General features: G+C 39.6%; 11 protein-coding genes. All 11 read right to left on the bottom strand.

From position 1 onward, the window contains the following. Positions 1 to 77 precede the first annotated feature (77 nt). Complete coding sequence (locus B9A18_RS08320) at positions 78 to 1,139, bottom strand: DUF4998 domain-containing protein (protein WP_084288821.1); 1,062 nt, start codon at positions 1,137 to 1,139, stop codon at positions 78 to 80. A gap of 27 nt (positions 1,140 to 1,166) precedes the next feature. Further along, complete coding sequence (locus tag B9A18_RS08315) at positions 1,167 to 2,345, bottom strand: DUF5000 domain-containing lipoprotein (protein ID WP_084288820.1); 1,179 nt, start codon at positions 2,343 to 2,345, stop codon at positions 1,167 to 1,169. Positions 2,346 to 2,393: 48 nt separating this feature from the next. Beyond that, positions 2,394 to 4,361 carry a RagB/SusD family nutrient uptake outer membrane protein gene (locus B9A18_RS08310; RefSeq protein WP_084288819.1) on the bottom strand — a complete coding sequence of 656 codons (1,968 nt, stop codon included), beginning with the start codon at positions 4,359 to 4,361 and terminating at the stop codon, positions 2,394 to 2,396. A 19-nt stretch (positions 4,362 to 4,380) separates the two neighbouring features. After that, positions 4,381 to 7,572, bottom strand: coding sequence for a SusC/RagA family TonB-linked outer membrane protein (locus tag B9A18_RS08305; RefSeq protein ID WP_084288818.1), 3,192 nt, complete (start codon positions 7,570 to 7,572; stop codon positions 4,381 to 4,383). A 290-nt stretch (positions 7,573 to 7,862) separates the two neighbouring features. Beyond that, positions 7,863 to 10,616: a GH92 family glycosyl hydrolase gene (locus tag B9A18_RS08300; protein WP_084289102.1), complete on the bottom strand. Its 2,754-nt coding sequence runs from the start codon at positions 10,614 to 10,616 to the stop codon at positions 7,863 to 7,865. 40 nt (positions 10,617 to 10,656) lie between these two features. Next, complete coding sequence (locus tag B9A18_RS08295) at positions 10,657 to 13,044, bottom strand: GH92 family glycosyl hydrolase (RefSeq protein ID WP_084288817.1); 2,388 nt, start codon at positions 13,042 to 13,044, stop codon at positions 10,657 to 10,659. 23 nt (positions 13,045 to 13,067) lie between these two features. Beyond that, on the bottom strand, positions 13,068 to 15,410 hold the full coding sequence (locus B9A18_RS08290; protein WP_084288816.1) for a GH92 family glycosyl hydrolase: 2,343 nt from the start codon (positions 15,408 to 15,410) through the stop codon (positions 13,068 to 13,070). 23 nt (positions 15,411 to 15,433) lie between these two features. After that, positions 15,434 to 18,607, bottom strand: coding sequence for a GH92 family glycosyl hydrolase (locus tag B9A18_RS08285; protein ID WP_084288815.1), 3,174 nt, complete (start codon positions 18,605 to 18,607; stop codon positions 15,434 to 15,436). 40 nt (positions 18,608 to 18,647) lie between these two features. Continuing rightward, positions 18,648 to 20,588 (bottom strand): DUF1565 domain-containing protein, encoded by a 1,941-nt coding sequence (locus tag B9A18_RS08280; RefSeq protein WP_159452616.1) that lies wholly within the window; start codon positions 20,586 to 20,588, stop codon positions 18,648 to 18,650. Between the two features lie 29 nt (positions 20,589 to 20,617). Continuing rightward, on the bottom strand, positions 20,618 to 23,374 hold the full coding sequence (locus tag B9A18_RS08275) for a glycoside hydrolase family 38 N-terminal domain-containing protein (protein WP_084288813.1): 2,757 nt from the start codon (positions 23,372 to 23,374) through the stop codon (positions 20,618 to 20,620). Positions 23,375 to 23,428: 54 nt separating this feature from the next. After that, positions 23,429 to 26,104 carry a glycoside hydrolase family 38 N-terminal domain-containing protein gene (locus tag B9A18_RS08270; protein WP_084288812.1) on the bottom strand — a complete coding sequence of 892 codons (2,676 nt, stop codon included), beginning with the start codon at positions 26,102 to 26,104 and terminating at the stop codon, positions 23,429 to 23,431. Between the last annotated feature and the right edge of the window lie 425 nt (positions 26,105 to 26,529).

Here is a 26,529-nt window from a genome sequence, read left to right as displayed (position 1 = left end):
TCAGGTGTTCAAAATATTAATTATTAAATGGTTATAAAATTTATATCCCCAAGGTCTCAAGAAAACCGGGGTAAAAATTAGTTAAGTGCAATAATTTCTTCAATAACACGAGCACCTGTTCCACTAATGCCATACCTTACTTTATAGGTTTTGGTAACCGGATCATAAGTGTTGTTGCAAGCTGCCGAATTTAGCCAGCCAGCTGTATAAGGTGTTGGTAAGCCCGAAGTATACATCGTAAACGGACCATTTGCAGACCCCGGAGCAGCCGTAATGGTTAAGGTATTATCTGGGTTAATAACGATCAAGGCTTGGGTAGTAGCACCTATATCTCCTGAAGTTATAATAATACCATTTGTACCACTTGGAACCCAGGCTTTTGCAGCGCCTAGTAATTTTTTAGTAGTTGAAGAATATAAGTAACCCGACGTAACAGCCGAATAGGTTCCTTTAGTTAAATCTACCGTACTTGGAGCAACTGTTAACACATCATAAGCAGTCGCCTCTGGTGCATATATAGAACGATAGGTTATTGCTGTTCCTAATTTATAGCTGGGTAATGTGGTTATCGACTGCGAGGGAGCAATAAGCGTTGTGTCCACTCCCTTTGCATTCAGATATTTTAATTCAATAAACTGTTCGCTTGTTAAAGCGGGACCCCAGGCAATTGTAGCCTTACCAAAAGCACTAAATTTAAGCGAGGTAATCGACCTGTTGGTCTTCGGCACCGTACTCAGGTAGTTATCGCTAAACATCGTTCCTGATACATTGGTTACTATAGATTTGTCGCCCTTATTGTTATACGCGTACAACTCGAAATTATTCGCCCCCTCGTTCAAACGTTGCGTAACAAAGATATTTACCGTATCTCCATTACTTCTTACCACAGGGGTTTCTAAAGAATCGGTCCTACTGTTCCAATACGTCTTTATTTTTGTAATTGCAGGATCTGGTCCCAATACCACTCTTAATAGCACCCGTTTATTTCCTGCTTGAGCAATTACTGTAATTGGCTTTCCAGGGTATGTAATTTCCCCATTCTTTGTAAATTCTTTAAACCCGTCTTCTTTTGAACAAGAGATTACACATAATCCTGCTACAATAAGAAAGGGATAAATCAAATATTTTATTCTTTCCATGATTTAATTCATTAAATAATTATAATTCTATTGTTTCGGATTACCCCACATGGCCAATTCATAAAAGCATACATAAGTTCCACCAGACCAATTAGTTAGTGTTTTAAACCTAATGTAACGCACTTTTGGTGCATCCAATGGTATCAAAACGGTTTCACCTGCTTTGGCGGCATCATTATCTGCCGTAGTTAACTGCCCAACTGGCAAGCCAGAAGGTTTAATTTGCTCGTAATCCACTAACTTTGTCCAGCCATCATAACTTCCGTCTGGATTTGGCGCGTTTGAACCCCAAATCTCAATTTTTCTTGGCGCGTGTATCGCATAATAACCACCTCCATCGGGTCTCATCCACCAGGCCAGGCGACTTAATTTAGCGGTTACACCCATATCGTAAGTAAACTGTTGAGGCATTCTTGCCGCATCGTTGCTATGGTAGGTTCCACCAGTCACACTTCCATCAAAAACACCATTTAGCGATCCTCCATAGGCTAAACCTGGATCTGATGGCAAGCTTATTCCTTTCATCAATTTCCGGTCTAACCTTTCTTCGTATATAGGTGTAAGTGTTGTTTGTAAGGTATCAGAAATATTGCCCCACCTGTCGCGTACATAAATACCGAACTTTGTTTCCTCTGCTTTCAGGTCTCTGGTATAAAATACTCCTTTTTTTAACGTCGTATAATTGGTATTAACGGCAGTATAATCCCCCAAGGCATTTGGGGCAATAACGACGATGGCCACATCAGCCTGGGTAGCATTTTCAAAACTCACATCAATCCCGCCAAAATTAGATATTACCCCTAAGCTATTACGGATTATTCTAAAGGGAGGCATTAGCGGGTTGACGGTAACCGATGTCGGTTGAGATGTATTTCCGCCTTTGTCTATCGCATATAATTTTACTTCATACCCGTCGGTATCTGCAAAGCCAACAACAGTGATCGTATTGTTGTAGTAACTTACCTTCGTCTCTCTTTCAATACCTTGTTTCGTTTTATATACTGCTTTTACATACAGTACATCAGGGTCTGAAGGTAGATTGTACTTTATGGTTGCCGCCCCACTAAGATTGGTTACGGTTAGCCCGGTTACCGGACCGGGTGCCACCCCATCATTTACTATAGTGCTTGTTTCTGATTCTTTACAGGCTTGTGTAGTCATTACAACTAACATACCGATGAACAATCTATTTATTAATCGTTTCATTTTACTTAAGTTTAATTATCCATTTAAATAATTGATGAATTATAAAAATTACCAACCCAAATTTTGTACTAAACGTTGATTTACCTGTAAGTTATTTTCTCTTATTGGCCAAAAATAATCTCTTGGACTAACAAAGGTTTGATTAAATAACAGTACCCGCGTGTTATATTCCTGAGCATTTTTATTAAGGTCCGCAATACTGGTAGTCGCACCACCCTCTACATCAACGTTCCAGCCATAAATGGGTGCATTGAGTACGTTAGCTGCCTGCTTCCACCTTCTCAAATCCCAGAAACGACTGCCTTCAAATGCCAATTCGATTGTACGCTCCCGCTGTATGATCTCTCTTAATCCATCTTTATTGGTGTACTTGCCAGGATTTGTTGAGAAATTGGTCCATGAAGTTTCTACTGTTGGCAAACCTGCACGCTCTCTAATTTTGTTAAGATAGATTAATGGGGTTGCCAAATCTCCCGTTTCGTTTAAGGCCTCCGCATAAAGCAAATAAAGATCTGCAAGTCTCATGACCGGCCACGGATAATTTTCTGTGGTCACCCCGCCGTTATCACCAACTACCAAATTCATATTGATTAGTTTTTTGGTATAATAGCCGCTTATTGAATAGATTATATTTTGTTTCTTTCCTGAAATTGCATTTCTTTTAGCATAGATCGGTATTGCGGGTTTTTGATTGCTTTGCATATACATTTTTGCACCGTCAAACATAACATCAGCATAAAAACGAGGCTCTCTTTCAAAATGCAGTCCTACCGTTAGGTAATCTTTCACCATCGCCGAGTCTAAAGCGGTAACGGTCTTCAAATTATAACGATTATCATAATCCCAGGTTCGGTCTTCGTTAATAGGCACACCATTTTTGGTATAAAACATTTCGGCCATTTTTAGTGTAGGCGCCAATTGCGCACTTAAGCCATTATCGAACTTAGGAGCTAAAAATAAATTCGGACAAGCGTTCATTTGAATATTCCTTGTACTGCCCACAATGCTATTAAATAATAATTCCTTGTTCCATTTTTCACACACTGCATTCCTAATGCTCATTTCAATTTTTGTAGCATTATCAGCGGTTTGAAGACTGCTTGGCGAAAATTTATATAAAGCCACTCCTTGCGCTTCTGCTGCATCAATGGCCGCTTTACAAGCATCAGCAGCACGTTGCCATTTCTTTGCATCATAAGTAGGGTTAAACAAGGCTTGCCCATCCTTATTTTTTAAGCTGTTAAAATCTGGATTTCCGTTAAATAACGGACTGGCAGCTGTTACCAGCAATCGAGCTTTAATGGCCAGGGCGGCAGGCTTAGTGATCCGTCCCAATTCGGTAGATAAATTCACGATCTTATCTGGCAATCCTACTCCTGATCCTCCAGCTGTGGCTTCATCCAATAAATTTGAAATGTAATTGACTACAGAATCTACCGGTTGGCGACTTACTCTTACTTCCTCAACATTTGCGTCAACTGCTATATTTTTATCAACGATAGGAATAGGGCCATACATTCTGAACAAGTACCAATGCAAATACGCTTTCAGAAACTTTGCTTCAGCAATCCAACGTTCTTTCTCAAAAGGTTGTAAATCGATTGGTTTGTCAACATTCTCTAAGAAAATATTACAGTTACGAATGCCTAACCATAGCGATTTTCCACCACCAGATCCATCCCAGTAATTCATGGCCGGGCTTATCTTACTTTGCAAACCCTTTGCAATATTAAACGGTTCAAGCGTACCGATCTGAGCGAAAGGAGCAGTAATCGGATTAATCCAAAACTCGTCACCTGTATTCATACCAGGGTTAGTATTTAGATTTGCTTCATCTGGTAAAGAACTGTAGCAAGTAAACAGATACTTTTCTGCTTCACTTCGATTAACAAAAGCATTATCAAGCGTGGGTAAATTGTCCGGCACAATGTCCAGAAAGCCTTTTTTACAGGATGGCATAACGAGCGTTAATACCATAGCTGATAAAATAAAATATGTAGTTTTAAATAGTTTCATCTCTTTTTCTTAAAAAAAATTAGAAATTCACGTTAAGTCCAAAATTGAATACCTTTTGAAGAGGATAACCTAATCCGTTACCTCCTTGTTCAGGATCCCACATTTTGAAGCTGCTTTTAACAAATAAATTAGTACCATTGGCATAAACCTTAATGGAACCAATACCTAGTTTCTGAATTGATTTCCCCGAAATATTATAACCCACTTCTACGGATTTCATCCTTAAAAAAGAACCGTTTCGCATCCACCAATTAGATGTTTGGGTATTATTTGGGTTAACAGAAGAGCTTAAACGTGGCCAAAATGCCTGCATATTTCTGTTGTCTTCAGACCAATAGCTATCAGCAATCCCTTGCAAAAGACCATTCTGACGATTCACAGGGCCATTGTCAACTCCGTATAAGGCAAATGGTGTAATTTTAGCAGGGTCAATCCAGAATGAAGAGCGGGTAGAACCTTGAAAGAATATACCGATCTCGAATTTTTTATAACCAGTAGCTACCTGAAAACCATATACAATCTCAGGAGAGGTAGGCAAACCTAAAGGAACGATATCTAGTCCGCTAATTACACCATCTCTGTTCACATCCCTATATTTGATATCTCCCCCTCTAACCGGCTCATTTCCGAAGGATTGAAGAGGAGAGTTTCTTACCTCTTCGTCATCAACAAATAACCTTTCGGCTATATAACCATAAGTTTGGCCAAGTGGGTTACCAACTCTGGAGAGGTAGGTTAAAGCACCGTAATCCGGTTCTTCATTAACCAGCAATTTATTAGTGGCATACGTAAATGTTCCCCTGCCCTGAAGCCAAAAGTTTCCAAAAGTTTTATTGTAATCCATCGAAACATCAATACCTTGTGATTCAGCTTCGCCTACGTTGGTCTGGATATTGGCAGCAAGCCCCATGGTAGTTGGAATGGAACTTCTTTGCATTAAAATATTGCTCCTATGCGTTTTGTAAGCCTCAAAAACAAAATTTAAGCTATTAAACAAGCTCAAATCCATCGCTAAATTTAGGGTTCTTGATTCTTCCCAGGTAATATTTTCATTTGGATATCTACTGATAGCAACACCAGGTCTAAAATATCCGTTATCGGCACCAAAAAATGCTCCACCACTATTTAAGTTCACATTAGCTAAATAGAAGAACCGATCTTTTGCTTCTCCAATCTGGTCGTTACCAACCATACCATAACTAGCCCTAAGCTTTAGGTTAGAAATGGCAGCGCGTAGTGGCTCAAAAAATTTCTCGTTAGATGCGTTCCAGGCTACACCAACTGTAGGAAAAAAACCAAATCGGTTTTTTTTAGCAAAACGCTCAGAACCATTATACGCAAAATCTGCTTGAAAAAGATACCTGGTGTCATAACCATAGGTAACCTTACCCGAAAGCCCCTGGTTTCTGGCAGGAAGAGCCGCTTGAAGGTCGTTGGCATTCGCTGTTACATAATTGCTCAATAAAGTAATCAACGTTCCCCCCACTGTATGTTTTCCACCAAATGTATTACTGTAATTTACTACAGCCTCCATATAGGTTTTAGTATTTGCTTTACGCTCACCTGGCACATAATTGAGGTATTCTGTAGGTGCTCCGAAAATTGAAAATTCGTTCAACAAGCTGATGTTATAATTTTGTCCACTTCCATCAGTCGGCGTTGCACTATAGTAGTAGGGATTAAACCTCCTGCTGAAATCGAAATAAGAATACCTTTGGGTATAAGCCATCAATCGAGCGCTAAGCCCTGGCGTAATAAACTTAAAGTCTTGCTTTAATTCCAATTGTACATTTAAAGTTGACGTATTGTATTGTTGGAAGCCCGAAACCATATTGGCATACGGGTTATTGTAGAAATTAGTCGTACTATTACCAATTAATGCATTTCCGAATAAAGGGTGTTTCTCAAATGGTGATGCCGATGCCGGGTAAATGGCTGGAAACAATACCGGATTGGACGAGATGGCCTGACTAAAAATACCGGACCCACCACCTATTGGTCCTTGATAATCGTCAAAAGTACCTGAAGTTCTTACAATTCCTTCGGTGGTTGGCGTTAATTTAACATTTACGTTTGAACGTATTTGGGAGGTCTTTAATTTAATATTGTTATCATATTTATTGAGCGCTTCAGTTCTTAACACCCCATTATCTATATTGTGCGTACCTGCAATGTAGTACTGGGCATTTTTCCCCCCTCCAGTCATGCTCATGTTAAAACGCTGATTCATGGTATAGTCCTTAATCAATGCGCTCATCCAGTCGTTATTTGGGTATAAGTACGGATTCATGCCTGCAGCTGTACGGTCAATCTTAGTTTTAGAATATGGCTCCGGGTTAGATTTGAGGCCCGGTAGGGTTCTGGTTAATACCGCCTCGTTTGCCATCTTCATATAGGTAATATTGTCGGCCAGCTTGAAATTTTGCGTGTTACCAGAAACAGAGTTTTCGGCCCTGAAGCTAAACTTTGTTTTGCCTTCAACACCAGATTTGGTCGAAACCAGTATCACGCCGTTTGCAGCTCTGGAACCATATAATGCTGCAGCAGATGCGTCTTTTAACACTGAAAAGGCCGCAATATCATCTGGTTGCATCCTTGCAAGGTCAGTAGGCGTAGACTCCATCCCATCGATCAAGATAAGTGGGTCAATCTTTCCTGATCCAAAAGAAGCAACCCCCCTGATAAAGAACTGCGCATTATCAGCACCTGGCTCTCCACTTCTTTGATAGGCAATTACTCCTGGCAATTTACCGGCCAACATCGTGGTTAAGTTACTGGTAGGCCCTTTTAATTCTTTAGGATTAATGGTGGTAATAGAACCTACCAGAGTCCCCTTCTTTTGTGTTGCCCCGAAGGCCGCCACAATACCAACCTCCTCCAGGGCGTTATCGTCTTCTTGTAGCTCAACATTAATGATCCTTCGGCCTGCAATAACTATTTCTTGTTTCTTATAGCCTACAAATGAAAAAACGAGGGTTCCTCCTCCACTTGATAATTTAATAGCATATTTTCCTTCTCCGTTAGTAACATCACCATTAGTGTTACCCTTCAGCTTAACGCTTACTCCGGGCAAGGGCCCGCCTTTTACATCCGTTACTTTACCGGTGATCGTGATGTTTGATTGAGCAACTGATTTAAAAGCCGTAGCCATTAACAGAAGCAGATAGCAGAGGTATTTCACTCTTAGCCAAGTAAAAATTCTTCGATACATAATAGTTTAGTTTGAAATTTGGTTTGTTAGCCAAACAACGATCAAATAATCCTAACCATTACAGAACTGCCGTTTGTATATACATATATACATTAAATATTTTAAATCGCAATTCTTTTTTTACTTTTTTCGACAAACAGGTTCAATAGCTCTCTACGATAGCTCTACACAACAGCCAATTGCGCAAAAAAAGCCCTCTGGATGGAGGGCTTGCAAAATGTACATACAAACAAACATTCTACAAAGAATGAATCAAAAAGCACTGGATCGAGATGATGCTTTTTACCAAATCAATTTTGTTGCGTTCCCCACTTAAAATTGGGTTTACCATCCAACCATAGTTCCAGCTTTCCGCCACGAATAAAATCGCTGTGTGAAAAAGTAAATCCATTCTGAACTTTTCCGTTCAGTGTCGCTTTTTGTATGTAGCAATTCTTTTCGGAATTATTATAGGTTTTAATCACAAATTCTTTTCCTGGATAATATTTCTGATTAAGCTTGATTACTATTTCATCAAAAATCGGGCTTGTAATATCATAAGTAGGGTTGATAGCACTCGTCCCATTTACACTAAACAATCCGATTGCCATTAGCGCGCTAACTCCTCCCATCTGACCCTGATCTTCGTCGTGTCCGCCATACCCTTTATCTGGGGTAGTTGCCCCAAAAGCCTGTTCCTTCACTCTTCGCACCCAGTACTGGCTCAAATCGGGACGGCCGGCGTAATTAAAAATGTGTGCATTGGAACATCCCGGTTGATTCGCATAACTTATATACCCATCTCTATAGCCAAATACAAAATCACTTTGTTTTGAATTTTCAAAAGCATAATTCAATTTTGAACACAACGTATCTTTTCCCCCCATTAGTTTACCCAATTGATCTAATCCATGTGAGACTGACCATGTGCCTTGCCATGCATTAGCCTCTACCCAACCTGCTCCGCTTAGTGGATTCTTATGTAACCATTTCCCTTCTTTATCTTTTGGAAAAATTAATTTATTCTCCTTATCATAAAGTTCTGTCCAGCCCTGTGAACGCTTGAAAAAATACTTATAATCTCCTTCTTTGCCCATTTTTTTCGCCATCTGTGCCAAGGCCCAATCCTGGAAGCTAATTTCGAGTGTGATGCCTGCATTAGAGGGGTAATATCCATTTTTGATATAAAAAGCCAGTTCATCTTTTCCACCCATCATCCCTCCCGGTTCATGATTTTGCTTCATCATTTGAAAAGCAGTAAGTGGGCTTTTCTTTGTCAGAATCCCTTTCTGATAAGCACTTGTGATGAGGTTCGTTGCCGGGCACCCGGTCATGATATATGAATATCCTCCGCCACATGGGCCTCTTGGAAGTAACTTTCCATTTTCAGCATATTGAATTAAACTAGCTGCAAAATCATCCACTACTTCAGGCCAGGCGAGCCCCCACAACACGTTCAAATTCCACTGAGTTAACCAAAACGCATCAGAATTATACATGTGGAATTTTACTTTTCCATTTTTATCCTTTGGCAGGGTTCGAATTTTAAACTTAGTATTAACAGTGGAGCTACCAACTCTTTCACCCTCTGTATTATCGGGATAATCTCCAGATACATCATCCAGTTTATGCCTTCCTAATAACACATGCCACAAGTCGGTATAAAATTTTATTCGTTGGTTATCGCTGCCACCTTTTACTGCAATGCGCCCCAACATTTGGTTCCACTCATTTTGAGAATCTTCCCGAAGTTTATTAAAGTTCCAATGGTTACATTCTGACGCCAGGTTCTTACGTGCATTTTCAATACTGGTATAAGAAATGGCTATTTTCATTTGAAGCGATTCACCTGCTTTTACTTTGTATTGAGCGGATACCCCTGTTGTTGGAGAATCGTAATAACTCATACTTCCCGCATTTTTCGCTCTTTTTTCTGGACTACCTTTCAACGCGCTAACATTTGAAAGATCCTGCTTCCCATCCCAACCATTTAATGTTTCAAAAGGTTTTTCAAATTCAATTGCAAAATAAATCCGGATGTTTTCCGGACCACCCCAAAGTCGACCCGTGGTATTAACAGAACCATCAATACGCGTACTACTTACCTTTATTACCCTTGCATCATTCATCGTCGATTCCCCAACATAACCACCCAGGTTTACTAAAACATTCGCTAAAGCATCTTTGGTATAAGTAAACTTGTAAAAGCTTACCCGATCGCCTGCTGTTTGTTCAACCCAGGTATCATAGTCGTCAAGATATAACCGATGATAACCTGGTTGAACAATTTCGCCCTCATGCGAGAATTTTGACTTCCAGCCCTGCTCACCTTTATTGGGTGCGATGTTTCCCGTTGTAGGCATCAGCGTAATGCCCGAAAGCATCCAGCAATGAATTTGAGGAAACCCCAGCACCTCTTTTGAATTGTAGTTATATCCCCCACCATATTGATTTTTGTTTCGCGTTAATGGTGCTGCACTGATCATTCCAAAAGGCTGACTTCCCGTCACAAAGAAAAAATAACGCCCACGAGCAGATTCAACATAAGGGTTAACTAAAGAAACTGGGTATACAAGCTGTTTTGTAGCTGGATACACTTCAATTTCTGATAAACCAAGAGCTGCCCCGTCTCCATCTGTTACTTCAAAACGGACCCACTCTATAGTGCGTTCTTTGAAAGAAACAACTTTGGGAGCTCCATTATTCGGTATTTCAAAAACAGGTATTTGTGTTCCGTCACTAAAAAACAAAGTGCCCCCAGCTATATGAGCGTCCGTTGTTGAGCGATCGAATAAAATAATTTGATTAATAGTTTGTGCTTTATCCCAATCCAATTTTATCCAGGGATAATCTATTTGCCCCCAAAATGTCACCTTACTTTTTGAGACCCATTCTCCCGTTCCGTTGGCCCTGATAACCCCATCCACAATATGATTTGCACCACTTTTGTTATCAAGTTCGGAAGAAGCCGTTATTCTTGCCTTACTTGCTATACTACCTGGTCCGGCAAACAATAAGAAAGGACAAAGTATAAGCCATAAGATTATGAGTGATTTATTTTTCATGCCTGATGTTTGTTTTTTTGAAATTACTTTGAAGATTTTTTTAATATTGGTCCCTGGGTTCTTTACCCATTTTGACAATCAACTTACCCCCCTTTTGCACAGCACTCAATTGAATAAAAGGTTGATGTAGCGTCTTTCCATTTAAGGTGAAAGATTGCACATATATATTTTCCGCACTATTATTTTTCACTTCAATTTCAAAATCATTTCCATCGTAATATTTTTTATTGCCCTTAATTTTAATTTTAGTAAACAACGGACTTCCTAAGCCCAGTTGTGGTTTACTATCGGTTAAGCCGGCAACGTCAAACAATCCCATACTTGATATGACAAACCAGGCTCCTAACTGACCCTGATCTTCATCCTGTCCATATCCGTATCCATGAATGCCTTCTACGCCATAAAACTCATTACAAATAGCTCTTACCCATTTTTGGGTTAACGAAGGTTTTTGAGAAAAATTAAACAACCAGGAAGTATGGAGGCTGGGCTGGTTGCCATGGTTGTATAAACTTTCAACACCGGCAAAAGCATCAATCACTTTGCCGCCGCCAAAAGCATTTTTTTGTGCTGTACTAAAAACACTATCCAGGCGTAAATTAAACGTATCACGTCCTATCCTGGCAACCAATCCCAAAGGATCGTGTGGAACATAAAAGCTGTATTGCCAGGCATTACCTTCCTGGAATCCTCTCCAGGGTTGAGCCGGTTTGAAGTTGGCAATGAACGCTCCGCTTTCCAATTTAGGCTGAATCAATTTAAGTTTCGGATTGAACAGATGTTGCCATCCTCTCGATAATTGCATTAATTGCTGGTAATCTTTTTCCTTCCCCAATAATTTTGCCCACTGTGCAACGGCATAACTGCTGAAAGAATATTCAAGTGTATGAGAAGCTGAAAACTGCCATGTTTCACTTCCCCCATTCCCTTTATCTAAATGGCCCACATAACCCTTTTTCACAAACTGGGCAACATCTGATTTACCAGCCCCAAAAGGACGATCTTTTCCATCCAGTTCATTTTTAAGTGCGGCTTCATAGCCTAACGCAATATCAAAATCACGAATACCTGAAAGGTAAGCATTGGCAATAGCAAGGCTTACAAAATTGGTTCCAACACCCGAAACAAATTTGCTGTTAGCAATACCATCTCCCAGCCAGCCGGCATCTTTATACACTAATAGCTGGCTTTTTACCCAATCAGAATAATATTCGGGATAAGCCAAAACCCATAACTGTGAAAGGTTCCAGAAAGCCCCCCATATAGCATCTGTGTTATAATGATGGTGAAGTGGCTTCCGATTTCTATCCAATGGTATTTGTCCAACTGAACCATCATTTTTTGGATAAGCACCATTTACATCACTGGCAAGCCCACGACCCAACAACGCATGATAGAGGCCCGTATAAAATTTCACTTTATCATTATAAATGGGTGTTTCAATTTGTATTCTGCTGAGGTAGTTATTCCATGCAACTGCTGATTTTTTCCGGGCATCATCAAATTTTAATTGTTCGGCTTCCGCAGTTAAATTTAACCGGGCATTTCCAACAGAAGTATAAGAAAGACCTGCTTTTATGGTAATACTTTCTCCTTCTTTCGTATCAAACGTGAGATATAGTCCTGCCCCTTTACCTGATCGTTCATTTCCACCGACTATAACTTCTTTTCCAGTGAATACACCAAATGATGTTGGTTTTTTATCCAGCACTGCCGAAAAGAACATGGTTATTACAGCGCCGGGCTGATACTTTTGGACATATCTCGGTAACGTAGTTACAAAGCCTTCAATGCGGCCATCGGTTGTAAGAACCACTTTTGCGTCTTTTACTTCACCGCTTTCCCCCTGTTTATTTCCAATATCAAAAAGTATATGCGATTGTTTATTTTCAGGAAACGTATAACGATGAAAGGCCACCCGTGGTGTAGCAGTTACTTCAGCTTTTATACCGTAGTCTTTCAACAAAACAGCATAATAACCTGCAGTGGTAATTTCATCTTTCCTGTCGAACTTTGAGCGATAACCTTCATCTGGCTTTTCGAGTCTGCCCGGAATAGTTTGCAATTGCCCGGTTATGGGAGCAAACACAATTCCACCGACCTGGAATTCATGAAAATTAGGAAAGCCTTCTATTGATTCATTTCGATAATCGTAACCTGTGGCTTCCCAACCACTGGCATTGCCCAGGCTACCGTTGGTTGAGGGAGCTGGCTTAGCCATCCCAAAAGGGAAAGCCCCAGGTGCATAATGAAACCAACGGCAATGAGCCGTTCCAATATTGGGGTTGACATATTGCAATAGCGAACTGGTTGATTGTGCGAGCAAGAGGCCAGGAAGCGTGATTAGAGCAATCAGTATCCTTACAGGTTTACATGCACTTTTTACTTTTCTTCCGGTTTTCAAGACCGTAATCCAATTTTTTTTCATCGTAAATATTTTATGTTGACTGCTCAAAGTCTAGTATTTCCTATTCCCCAATTTTTATTAGGTGTATCACCCAGTTTAATTTCCAAAACTCCACCTTTTGCCAGCGTGCTATGCTGGAACCGAAAATCATTGAGAGGAATTCCATTTAATTTGGCCGACTGAATGTAAATACTACTCGGTTTATTGTTAATTGTTTTGATTACAAATGACTTGCCCGGATAATAACGTTCATCCAGCTGAATAACTATTTTATCAAAAATCGGGCTTGTGATTTGATAATGTGGATTAACAGAGGCCCCACCTTCTACATCAAACAATCCCATTGCCATCAGTACACTAAGACTTCCTATTTGTCCCTGATCCTCATCGCCATTATAACCACCATACGGTGTGGTATCACCGTAACACTCTTCTTTAATCCTATGAACCCAATATTGTGTAAGCCAAGGCTTTTGAGCATAATTAAATAAATGTGCCATGTGTAATGAGGGCTGATTTTCATAATCTAACCAACCTTCAGCATGATGGCCATGAGGAACAATGAATTTCAGAGGTGCAGCTAACTCAAATTGCTTTTGTAGTTTATCAGCAAACGTTTCATTACCTCCCATCAGTTTAATTAAATCGGCCATATTATGTGGAACATAGTAGGAATAAATTGCCGAATTGCTTTCAATAAAACCTTTTGCGGTAAAACCTTTGGCTGTCGGAGAAAAATCTTTCATCCAGCTACCATCCAGTTCTTTTGGCCGCATCCAACCTGTTGATTTATCAAAAATATTTCGGTAATTAAACGAACGCTTTAGATATTGCTGATAATCCGCCCCCTTATTTCTCCCCTTTGCAAACTGCGCCATACACCAGTCCTGATAAGAAAAATGAAGTGTATATGCACATCCTCCCCTTTGCCAGCCTTTGCCATCTACACCTTCAGGTACAAAACCCATTTTAATGTATTGATCTACGAATGGATATCCCACCACCTCATATCCTGCATGATCTCTGATGCCACCAGGCATGGAATTTTTAATACATCCGGCATAGGCAGCCGCCACATCAAAGCTGCGAATACCCTTGTTATATGCTGCTGCTATTAGTGGGGTTGCCTGATCACCCATCATCACATAGGTATAATTACCTCCACTTGGCCCACGGGCAATCAATCCTCCATTTTTATAGTATTCAACTAAGGTTGATACCATATCACTCATTACCTTTGGGTAAGCTATTGACCATAAGATATTCAAATTCCATTCAGAGCCCCAAAAGGAATCAGAATTATGGACATTGAAAAGCGGTTTCCCCTTTTTATCTAAAGGTACTTGTCTGATCACAGTTTTGACACCTGTATTGTCTGCATATTTCCCGTTTGCATCACTATAAATATGGCGACCTAAAAGCGTGTGCCACAAATCGGTATAAAATTTAACCTTCTGCTTTTCTGTACCACCCGACACTTGTATTTTTCCAAGTTCGGCATTCCATTCGTCTGTTGATTCGCTGACCACTTTATCAAAATTCCAATGCGGAAGTTCGGCCTCAAGATTTAATCGCGCCTGCTCCAGGCTGACAAATGAGATACCTACCTTTACTAAAACCGGTTGTTTGGGCTTATAATAAGAAACATAGCCCCCTGCTTCTTTCCCCGAAACGGCTTTTACATTTTCAAGTAATGTTCGCTGCTTGGCAGATCCATTTTTCTTCCATCCGCCAAATTTTGAAAAAGGCGTGTTAAATTGAACCACAAAATAAACAGTTAAAGGTTTTTTTCTACGGTTTGTTGGCGACATAACCGAATAGCCCGACAACTCTTTTTCATTATTCATTTGTATGGATGCCGAATCCATTTTGCCCTGACCCAAGGCCGCACCAACATCAAAAAGAACATTAGCTGTATCGATATTTCCAAAACTGTACCGGTGAAAACCAACCCGGTTTGTAGAAGTCAGTTCTGCCGTTATCCCATAATTATCCAACACCACTTTATGGTATCCCGGCTTTGCGATTTCATTTTTATGCGAAAACCTTGATTTTGTAGCTTCGAAGCCCAAATGCCCTTTAACAGTACCTGTAGTAGGCATTACAGGAACACCTGAAATTTCCCAGCAATGAATGTGACTGAAACAGCGAACAGCCGTTGAATCATATAAGTAACCAGAGTTCCAGCTACCCAAGGCCCAGGTATCCGGACTAAGGCTTACCATGCCAAAAGGGCGACTTGCCGATGAAAAAAAGAACCAACGAGATTTTGCTGTACCAATAAACGGATTAACGTAATCTGTTAATTTCCTGGTGACCGACTGAGCCATCGACTGAAAAAAGATGGTCAGTAGAATAATTAGTAAAAGTAAGTTTCCTTTTAGCATGGTATTGTTATATAGGTTAAGATTTACATTTTACTGTTTGTTCCCCATTTATAATTTGGTTCAGAACCCATTTCTAAAATCAATGTACCTCCCTTAAGAAGTTCGCTAGCTGGAAACAAGAAATTATTTAATGGTTTTCCATTCAGCGTAGCCTTTTGTACATATTTATTAAGCCTGCTGGAATTGTTGGCTGAAATTATGAATTTCTCTCCTCGGCCATACTTCTTTCCTAAATCTATTTCAATCTTCTGGTAAAGTGGGCTTCCTATTTCATATATAGGCGTTGATCGGCTTCCCCCATCTGTTTGGAACAAACCTATTGAAGCCATAACAAACCAGGCACTCATTTGCCCTTGATCCTCATCTCCAAGATAAGCATTGGCAACTCCATTTCCATAATAACGGTCAATGATAGAACGACTCCATTTTTGTGTTAACCACGGTTTATTAGCCCAGTTAAAAAGATAGGCAAAGTGCATTGACTGTTGATTTCCCTGTACGACTGGGTAGTCCCAATATTGATCATTCATTCCATTGTATCTCCATGGCTCACTTTGGCTGAATCCCCAATCAAGTCTTTTTGTGAACTCTTCTTTACCAATCATTTTGGCTAATTCTGGTACATCTTGTGGGACAAAGAAGGTCAGTTGCCATGCGTTTCCTTCAACATATTGATCGTTGGCACCGCTACGGAAAGGGTCGAAATTTGGAGCCCATTCTCCGTTGCTCAACTTCATATGACAATATCCATACTTATCAATAGCATTTTTCCACCAATAACCTCTATCGTTATACGTTTTATAAACCGACGAATCTCCTATTGATTTTGCTAATTGACCCACACACCAATCATCATAAGAATATTCCATAGTATTAGAAAAACGCCCTTTATCTGAAGGAACATAATGAAGTTTCAGATATTCTACCAGATCTCTATTGCCTGCAAAGCCTGTAAATATTTTTTGGGCTGGTGTAGATTGCATTTTAACGGCCGCTTCCAAAACCTTGTTAACGTCAAAATCTCTTATTCCCATTTGATAGGCGCTAACCATCATAGGAATTTCATGCTCTGCCACCATTACGGGAACGTAGTTCATTCCTGCTGGTCCCTTGGCTAACCATCCGTAAGCATCATACATCGCTAACTCAGATTTCACCCATTTGCTACTCCATTCCGGGGTTACAAGGTTCCAGAATTGGTTTAAATTCCAAAAGGTATTCCAAAAGGCATCACATCCCAAGGCTACATCATCTTTCCCTTTAAGTCTTTGAATTTTACCATCTGTTCCTTTCCATTCGCCGTTTAAGTCGCTCCAAATATTTCTGCTGCAAACCGAACGGTACATTGAATTGTAAAAACGAATTTTATCGAGCCTGTTTGTTGTCGTAATTTTAACACGATTAAAGATATCATTCCAAGTTTTTACTTGATTATTTCGAACAGCATCAAAATTCCAACCAAATGGTTTAGTTACTTCTGTTTTTAAATTTTGACTAGCATTTGCTATGTTTACTAAAGAAATCCCTGAACGTGTTTGAACAACAGGATTTTTTTTGGTGTCAAATTCTAAGAAAACTCCAGCATTTTTAATGTCTTTTGCGCTTATTGAATTTTCATACTTAATATCCCCATCTATCCACCTCCCCATCTTCTTTATTGGCTGATCAAACTCAATAACAAAGTTGACCGTATAATCTTGATCGGCATCATTACTCCAAACACGAGAAGATAACTGATGAGAAAATCCTTCGATTCTGTTTTCACCTACCTTACGAATAAAAATTTCTTTCAATTGATAATTATATTCTGAAGGCACATGCAAATCAACCAAAATTCGTGAATCGGCCTTATCTTTAGGGAAAGTATATCTTTGAAAACCACAACGGGTAGTCGAAGTCACTTCGGCTTTGATATCATAATCTTTAAGAAGCACTGTATAATATCCAATAGGAGCTTCTTCAGACTTTTTATCTATTCTAGATCTATAGCCCGATTCGGATTTTAAATCATCTCCAATATATGTTTTCAACTTTCCGTTTGTTGGAAAAACACCTAATCCACCTAATGTCCATTCATGAATATGACTAAAAGTTCCAATGCTTTCATAAGCTGGTTCATACCCTGCCTGCCAACCGGAATTCTGATTGTCTGGACTCATTTTAACCATACTAAATGGCATCCATGGGCCAGGGCCAATCATCCATCGGGAATGTGAAGTACCCATACGAGTGTCTACATAATCAGCTGGCGTTTGCTTCTTTTGTTTAGAACGATTAACGAGTCCTTCTTCAACGATTTTATTATCTACAAAAATTTTATATCTACTTCGAATTGGCGCAGAAACTATTGACATAGGAACTTCAAATTCATAATTTCCATTTTCAACAATTTCATTAAATACATTTTTGCCATCTAATTCAACACTTAGTTTTGGTTTCCCCAACAGATGTTCAACGTTTACTAATAAAGGTTGGATTTCTTTATCGCCTTTACCTAAAGAATAATTGGCAGGTGCAACATTTCTAACAAACAATTTGGTTGATTTTGATAATGTACTTGCGGGGCCATCCATTTGAATCTGATCAAATAGTATCCAAGAGCCTTGCAAGACCGTTATTGTAACCCTGTTCCCCCCTTTTTTAATTACGTTATGTGCTATGGGAATTTCAATTATTTTTGGAGTGGCAGCTACTAAATTCCCAGTAATTGACAAGGTATCTATATATGGTTCATTTAGTTTTGGGTGAACTTGCTTATTCACATCATAACCGGGTGCTCCTAATTGGATAATTTTATCATAATTATTAACAGAAACTTTAATTAAGGGCAAGAATTTTTTCGCATAATCGGCCAACTTAATTTCTAATTTATATTCTCCATTTACGGATAACTTTTGAACACCAAATAAAATATTAACCTGATTTGTTCTCCATCCCGAAGTCGGCCAGGTGCCTCCCCAAGTATCTGCCGGACCTGGCAGCACATAAGGAAAATTTTCTTTTTCTTTTGAAAATCCAATTAAATAGAACTTGTCTTCATAACCAAAATCATGACCTATAAAAGCCTTGAATTTATTTGGTGCTAGCGCAAATTCATTGGGAGAATTGTCTGCTTTTCCTACTTGCCAGATACTATTTCTCTGCGAATAGGATACTAAATTATACATGACTAGTATTAAAAAAACAGACTTTTTCATTTTATTTTAGGGTTATATACTATTTAATTAACTGTTTAACTTACCACACTTTTATTTTTTGTTTCCCGGTTTTTACTATTTCAAATACACCCGGCGAAGGATTAAGCACATTGCGTTTATTTCCAGAATAATCAACATCGATTTTTAAGGGTGAACCATCTACATTTTCAAAGGGTAAATTAGAAACGATCGCTTTTGTTAATGAAGCTGTTGTTACCAATTTTCTTTTTTGTTTAGTGAGCCAATTTTTATCCCATGAAATTTCCAGATACATTTTATCCCCTTCCTTAATCAGCTTTGCTCCTGCATCAAAATTTTCATCTGCTATAAAATTCTTTTCCTCGGCGTCTTTATCTGGAACACTTTTAATTTTTTCTCTTGCTTCTGCACTCATATCACCAAAACTTCTTTGCTTATTGCCCGACACGGCTCTTACTGCTCCTTTTGTATATACGTTACCATCGAACATTACGGGTAAAATATTTTTCTTATACTGGCTTGCATCCCCGCCATTCACAAATAAATTGTTGATGAATTGAATATCGCCAGCGGGGTTATCGTGCAATCCTACTACATCACTAGCATGCGGCTTGTGGTATGGCGTTAAACGACTATCATATGATATAACATTCATTTTACCACCAAAAATATTATGTGCAATCGCAGCACCTCTTGAATTCATGTATAAACTGACCTTAGAAAGTAAAATATTATTGCTCACCAGCATCGGTCCGTGATTTACTTCTAAAAAGATATCCAAATCATTATCATGCATCAAATTATTTTTCACCTGCGCCCCTTGTGCCATCCAATCGAGCCAAACACCCATATTCGTTTTATAGATATGGTTGTTGCGGATTTGCACATCAATGGCACCGTGAAATTTAATGCCCGCCATTTCTGCACCACTAAATAATTTTCTGACATGAATATCATGGATAGTATTGCCCTCAACAATACTGAATGCGCATCCCATGCTGCCAACAATACCAGTTTGCTCACAATAAGCAATTTTATTGTTACGCACCAAATGTCCTCCAATAGTCCCTTTATTCCATCCAAACTTTAACGCTCTATTGATGGTACCTACATATCCTTCTGCCGATTCGGTATCTTTGTTATCGAAAGCATCACCATACTTACCGAGTGCTATACCCACACATTTGGAATATTGAACAACATTGTTTTCAATCACCCAACCTCTGCTCCAATTGGTGCCAATCAATCCCATTTGTTCTGCCGTTGGCGGTGCCCAATTGGTCGCTGCATGCTCCATAATAAAACCACGAACCGTTATGAAATTAGTAAATGGTTTTTCAGGGTAAAAAACTTTTTGACGTGCATTAATCTCGACCGTTTCTTGATTAGGATCAACATTTTTAAACTGCGCCCATATCGTGGTTGTAGTCGAATCAACATCTGCCCACCAAAGTGTGTTTTTTTCATTGGCAGCTTTCATGACATTTTCTTTCGTCAGCGCTTCCATCAACCAATCGCCATTAAGGTACACGGCTCCTGTATGAAACTTGCTCCCTTTAGGTGGCCAATACCAATCGCCACGGATTAAATCATTAAAGGGGTTAAAGTTGCCGAAAAGCGTATTGGGGACTTTCACAACCCAGGTATCGTTTTTTTCTTTTTGCCATCCCTTAATTATTTCCGAACCTTTAATCTCTACCTTCTCTCCTTTTGCTGCCTGATAAACAATGCGTTCATTATCAGAATTTCCTCCGCGTGGCGGTGTAATTTGTTCACGATAAACTCCTGCATGAACAGTGATTACATCTCCGGGCATCGCTACATTAGCAGCTGCAGAAATGGTTTTAAATGGTTTTGTCTGGCTTCCATCGTTTGCATTATTACCCTTTATTGATACGTGGTATTCTTTATAACGGGATTTGCTGCTGTCGGCAAAACTGTTTTGCGCATAAATACCCCAGCTAATGATACTTAATAATGTACATCGTAAAATTATTTTCATAAGGGCCATCTTTTTATATTATGTGATTTTTACTGAAGTATAAAGCTTGCAGGTGCATAATTATGCAGGAAAAACGTCAGTTTACCGTTGGAAACCGATAGTTGTTTCCCGCTTATTTCACCTCGAAGGTTAACTGGAATTGCTTTAGTATAATGTGATCCTTTGGGCAATGTAACTGTGGTATTTCCTGAAACGCCACCTTGTTCCCACAGGCGTAATAAGGCACCTTTGTTACCGTCAGGATCTTCACCAAACGCCGTAACCAGTATCCCCTTACGTGAAACAGAAATACCAGTTTGCTGTGATGGCAGTTTTGTTCCCTTTCCTGTTGCAGCAACAGCCATAAGAGGTGTTCTTGCTTCCCATGATTGAATGGCGAGATTTTCTGTCGCTTTTTCTCCTTTTTTGATGCCCCAGATACGCACCCGCTCGCTCCAGGAACCTTCCGTCCAATAAGGGAAATTGGTATTCCACATATTGTTATATAAATTCACAAATACAGATGGTTGTTTTGGGAAATAATCATAATCGTATTTCCATAGCCCTGGTTCGCCAAAACTGAGTAAAGGTGCATCAATAGGACAAATTCCAACGCCTGATTGATCCGGAGCAACCAAGGATGCACCAGATTGTACGCCGTAGAGATAGCGGTTACCGCCTACAATCTGATCTTTTGCTAAATCTATCGCACCACCCAAACGACCTACGATGTATTTTGGTTTATTTACATTAAACGGAAAGCAAAGCCATCCTCCATCAGGAACGGTATTGGGTATTTTATTGGTAACATTCCATTCCACATCCACATAAGCAGATGCTTTCGGGAAAGTGAACGTAATAGCAACCGATTCGGCAATAGGATTTGCATTGGTTGTAACCAATGTAACCTTATCGGCAACGGGGGATTGTTCAACTTTCATTTTCCAATCAGTAGGTGTGGAAGCCAGATAAGAAATGTCTTTAGGTAAATTTGGTTTTAGACCTGCAGCAAAATTATTTCTTGTATAATTTCTGTCGTGATAATCTTTGGTTTGTGCAAAACTGAAACGTTCGTGCAGAAACTGACCCAGTGCATAATTCGAATGTTGATCAACCAATTCTTTGCCAGTTGATTTTTCAATTAATGAAACAATTCCTCCTTTCCGGGTATCAAAGTTTACCGTATAAAATTTTGTATTTAGCGTAGTTTTGCTGGCATCTGACACCGTATATCTTGACGCGGTATTCTTGACTATCTTGTAACCATTGGCAGGGATATTCTCTACTGCTATTTTTCCGCCATTAAAATCAACAACCCCGCTTCGCATCCAGGGCAATGGATTATACACGACAATATCGCCTTTGTTTGCTCTTACATGATTGGCTAACAGGTTCAAGCGTGCAGTAATGTTAGTTCCAATAATGCTATCCGTGGTATTGATATATTTCGCTTTATCTCTAAAACTGGATTCGAATTTTTCATAAAAGCCTTCTTTTCTTGCTTTAATGAAGTCCTCATTGTATTTATAACGTTCAGCTTCCGACAGTTGTGTTTTTCCATCTTTTGAAAATGCACCATAACCTGGTGAGGCGGCGCCAAAAGTATGTTCGCTAAAGAGCATACTGTTTTCATAAGCCTTTGCCAATGGCTCGGTTAAGGAAGTGGTTGGAATGCCCCATCCTTTCAATTGTGTATTCAATACATCTAAGGCCGGTTCGAGCGGGCGAATGTTCCTGGCTGTTTTCGACTCCTGTGGCATCGCCATTACACCATGGATCCATGGATCAACCATATCGCCACGAATGGTAGGCACTTGTGGATTTTCGGCCAGTAAAACTTTTGCATATTCTTCCAGATCGGTAAAATGCAAGCGAACGCCTTGCATTCCAGCCACTTGCTTTTTTACGCCTTCAATTTCTTTGGATGACGGAGGACCCTCATTATCATGCGTCATTATTACGGCGAGGTAATTTTTAGAGGGCCAATTCTCTGGAGGAGTTACACCAGAACCATAATGAGGCGTGTAGTTGCAAAGTACTTTCGATCCATCGGGTCCTTCCCACCAAAAAAGTTGTGGCAGGCGTACCGGCTGCACTGTGTAATTACATCCTATTTGCAAAAATTTTATACCCGAATGATGCAATAAAGTAGGAAGCAACCAGCTGTGGGCGGGCACATCGGTCATCTTTGCCGCAATAGGTAACTTATGGCCATAGTCACGGGCAATCTGAGAAGAGAAGATCAAACTTCTTACATAGTCTTCCTGTTCCATTACATCCGATTCCATAGTGGCAGGTAAGGCATGTACACTCATAGTACCATCCCGGAGTGCCTGTTCCACTTTTTGTTTTCGCTCAGGTGTTTGCAATGGCCCCAATATGGCTCCTTTCATGGGCCATCCGGCAATGGTCCATTTAAAACGTTCATCAACCGGTTTTTTCTTATCGGCTTCTATTAAACGGATGGCATTGTCCATCATATTTTCACGATACTTTTTAAATACCGCACCTGCAGACATGGTATAACCCAGGTCGCAATGGGTTTTAAATACTACCCAGATATCGGTTACTACAGGTGCTTTTTTTCCAGGTAGCAAATTTGATACTGATGCTGGTACGGGTATAGGTGAGATGGGTTTGTTGTAGTTCTGAGAAAATGCAGATAAAGATGCTGTTATGAGCAAAGCAGGAAAAATACATTTGCTAACAAGCTTACACAGCTTCTCTTTATACGCCACAATGTAAACAAAATGCTTAACCTGTCTTTCTGAACAGATAGCTGTAGGATTAATCTTTTTTGTAGCCATAATTTTCTTTAATGATTGTTTAATATTTTAATGCCATGCTGCAATTAATCCCTTTCATTCCATCACAAAACTAACGGGTGCAAATGCATTCAGAAAAAACGTCAGTTTATTATTGGAAACAGAGATAGGTTTTCCAATAACTTCGCCACGAAGATTTATGGGAGTTGCTTTAGTGTAAATTGACCCTGTAGGTAATCTAACCGTCATATTACCAGAAATCCCTCCTTGTTCCCACAAACGCAAAATAATTCCTTTTCCATCAGGGTTTTCACCAAAAGCGGTGACCAAAACATTGAGGCGTGAAGTGGATATACCATTCTTTTTCACTGATAGTTTTCCCGCTTCTCCTTCTGCAATTCCTGTTAATAAAGGCAAACGGGCCTCCCATGAATTTTGGGTTAGGTTTGGCACCGTTGCAGCGTGTTTATCAACAGCCCAGATACGAACCCTTTCACTCCATGTACCTTCTTGCCATAATGGAAAATTAGTATTCCACATGTTATTATAAATATTGACAAATACTGATGGTATCTTTGGTTCATGATCCATTGAAAACTTCCATAATCCAGGTTCACCCAGGCTAATTAAAGGAGAATCCATTGGCGATAGCGCAACGCCTGACTTATCTGCCTGTGTAATTGAAACCCCTGAATTTACAGCCATCAAATATTTGTTAGTACCTTGAATAATGTCTGTTGCAGGATTTATTGGGCCACCTAGACGACCAACTGTGAATATAGGTTTATTGACGGCAAAAGGGAAACAAAGCCACCCTCCTTCTGGTTGTTTATCTGGTGTTTTAGAATCAACAAACCATTCTATATCTACATAAGCAGCACTTCGAGGGAAGGTAAATGTTAATGTATAATTCTTTGCAAAGCCTTTTGTGTCAACAGCTGTCAAAGTTGCGATATCTGCAATGTCTGAATGAGAAACAGAGATTTTCCAATCATTGGGCGTAAACGTTAAATATGGCGCTTTTTCAGCATTCATCATTCCGGGTTTCCCCAAATCATTTAAACCCCATCCATCTTTTATCCTGCTGTAAACATTAAACCATTTATCGACTTCGTTTGTACTAAACCGCTCATGCAAAAACTGACCAACTGCGTATTTTGAGGATTTATCAACTAATTCACGACCAGTTGTTTTTTCTATCAATGAAGATATTCCACCTCTGTTTAAATCAAAAACTATTTTAAAATAAGGTGTGCTAAATGCAGATTGCTCATCATTTGTAGTTGTTAATTCTTTTAAATCATTTTGAGTGTAGGTAGCATAACCAGATGCTTCAATTTCTTTAACATAAAACGATTTTCCTTTTTCCCAGGGATTTTCAACGATTCCTGATCTTTTCCAAGGTAACGGATTATAAACTACTAAACGTTTTCCCGCGGCATTTACCGATTTTGCAAGTAAATCAAGATGACTTTTTAATTCATCACTTACAATGTTGTTTGTATTAAGGATGTATTCACGTTTTTTATCATATGAATTCAACCATTTTCTTTTACTTCCTATTTTCGTGTCGCTTGCATAACTATTTTTTAGTTTTGAATAATCTCCATTTTCAGGAATAGGCTCTGCCGCAGCTTCTGCCATCCATTTTTTCCAATCATCACCATAGCTGTAGCGTGGCCCATACTCTGCATTCATACCCCATGTATGTTCAGCATACAAAAGGCTCTGCTCGTAAGCTTTTGCCAGTTTTTCCGAAATAGATCCACCAGGTATGCCCCAAATTCTCATTTGTGTATTTAGTCCATCAAGCACTGATTGTAATGGACGGATATTTCGTGCAAGCTTTGTTTCCTGAGGATTTGAAAGTAATCCCTGAATCCAGGTGTCGGGAGCATCACCTTTAACAGTAGGCAGCCTGGGATTTTCAGCTAAAACCGCTTTGGCAAAATCGTCGAGGGTTCCAAAATGAATTTTCACCCCTGGCATCTCCTTTTCTGCGTATGTTAACAGTTTATCAATATCTTTCTCAGAAGGTGGTCCATGGTTATCGCCTGTCATTTGCATGGCCAAATAGTTCTTACTTGGCCAATCTTTCGTTGGTTTAATGTCAGAACCATACAAAGCAGTGTAATTACACAGTATTTTTGAACCATCAGCACCTTGCCACCAAAATAGTTCCGGAAATCGCGGATATTGACTGGCCGGATTACAACCTAATTGTAAAAATTTTATACCAGCATGATTCAATAAAGTAGGTAATACCCAGGAATGGCTTGGCACATCAGTCATTTTTGCACTGATGGTGAGCGGAAGTCCATAAGTGCGACCAATTTGGGACGAATAACCAAGTCCACGAACCAAATCTTCATAATCCAGCGACTCAGTGTGCGTAGTAAAGGGAAGTCCATGAACAACAATGGAACCATCTTTAATCGCTTTTTCTATCCTTGCTTTGCGTTCGGGGGTTTGCAAAGGGCCTAATATTTGAGCATACAATGGCCAGCCGGGGACTGTCCATGCAAATTGCTTTTGTGTCGATGTAGCTGTATTTTTTTCTATTACACCCAAAGCTTTATCCATCATTTCTTCCCGGTAACGTTTAAAAACGTTTTCCGGCAAATCAGTAAATCCTAAATCAAAGTGGGTTTTAAATACGACCCATACGTCAGTCACTTTCGAAATGCCCTGATTATTTTTATTCTGCCCTTGTGCAAGTGCTCCTGTTGTTAATAGCATAACAATAAAAAGCACCTTTATTTTTTGTCTCATAAAAATCTGATTAAACTAATACCTTCTACGCAAAGGCCAACCTTTTGGATATTGTTCTTACGGCATCCATATCACCCGTTAATCCTGTAATGGGAAGTAAGCCCCATTTATGACGTCCTGGAACAAAGTAAAGACAGCCAATGGCACTTTGTTCATATGTATGAACATATCACGAATATAATACAGTTTATTATAAATCGCAATAGTTCCAGTTTTTTTTTGAAGAGAATCAAAAGCGGAAGTCAGCTTCCCACTATATCAGGGAACAGTTTTAAAAAAGGGTTTGCAGGAAATCTCCGTATCGGGTACAAGAAGTAATACTTTACAGTATGTTGCAACATATGTGGACGGGTTCCTACTAAAACTGCAAAACGGTCAAGCCCTGTTTCCAGAACCTGACCGTTTACTTTATGTGCTGACCATAT

Source organism: Pedobacter nyackensis, from assembly GCF_900176505.1.
Taxonomy (GTDB): domain Bacteria; phylum Bacteroidota; class Bacteroidia; order Sphingobacteriales; family Sphingobacteriaceae; genus Pedobacter; species Pedobacter nyackensis.
Note: the sequence above shows the minus strand (reverse complement) of the source record. Positions and strands in the feature narration are given on the sequence as shown.

Excerpts from the sequence above, each read along its gene's own strand:
- B9A18_RS08320 (WP_084288821.1), bottom strand. The coding sequence starts at position 1,139 with ATGGAAAGAATAAAATATTTGATTTATCCCTTTCTTATTGTAGCAGGA.
- B9A18_RS08315 (WP_084288820.1), bottom strand. The coding sequence starts at position 2,345 with ATGAAACGATTAATAAATAGATTGTTCATCGGTATGTTAGTTGTAATG.
- B9A18_RS08310 (WP_084288819.1), bottom strand. The coding sequence starts at position 4,361 with ATGAAACTATTTAAAACTACATATTTTATTTTATCAGCTATGGTATTA.
- B9A18_RS08305 (WP_084288818.1), bottom strand. The coding sequence starts at position 7,572 with ATGTATCGAAGAATTTTTACTTGGCTAAGAGTGAAATACCTCTGCTAT.
- B9A18_RS08300 (WP_084289102.1), bottom strand. The coding sequence starts at position 10,616 with ATGAAAAATAAATCACTCATAATCTTATGGCTTATACTTTGTCCTTTC.
- B9A18_RS08295 (WP_084288817.1), bottom strand. The coding sequence starts at position 13,044 with ATGAAAAAAAATTGGATTACGGTCTTGAAAACCGGAAGAAAAGTAAAA.
- B9A18_RS08290 (WP_084288816.1), bottom strand. The coding sequence starts at position 15,410 with ATGCTAAAAGGAAACTTACTTTTACTAATTATTCTACTGACCATCTTT.
- B9A18_RS08285 (WP_084288815.1), bottom strand. The coding sequence starts at position 18,607 with ATGAAAAAGTCTGTTTTTTTAATACTAGTCATGTATAATTTAGTATCC.
- B9A18_RS08280 (WP_159452616.1), bottom strand. The coding sequence starts at position 20,588 with ATGAAAATAATTTTACGATGTACATTATTAAGTATCATTAGCTGGGGT.
- B9A18_RS08275 (WP_084288813.1), bottom strand. The coding sequence starts at position 23,374 with ATGGCTACAAAAAAGATTAATCCTACAGCTATCTGTTCAGAAAGACAG.
- B9A18_RS08270 (WP_084288812.1), bottom strand. The coding sequence starts at position 26,104 with ATGAGACAAAAAATAAAGGTGCTTTTTATTGTTATGCTATTAACAACA.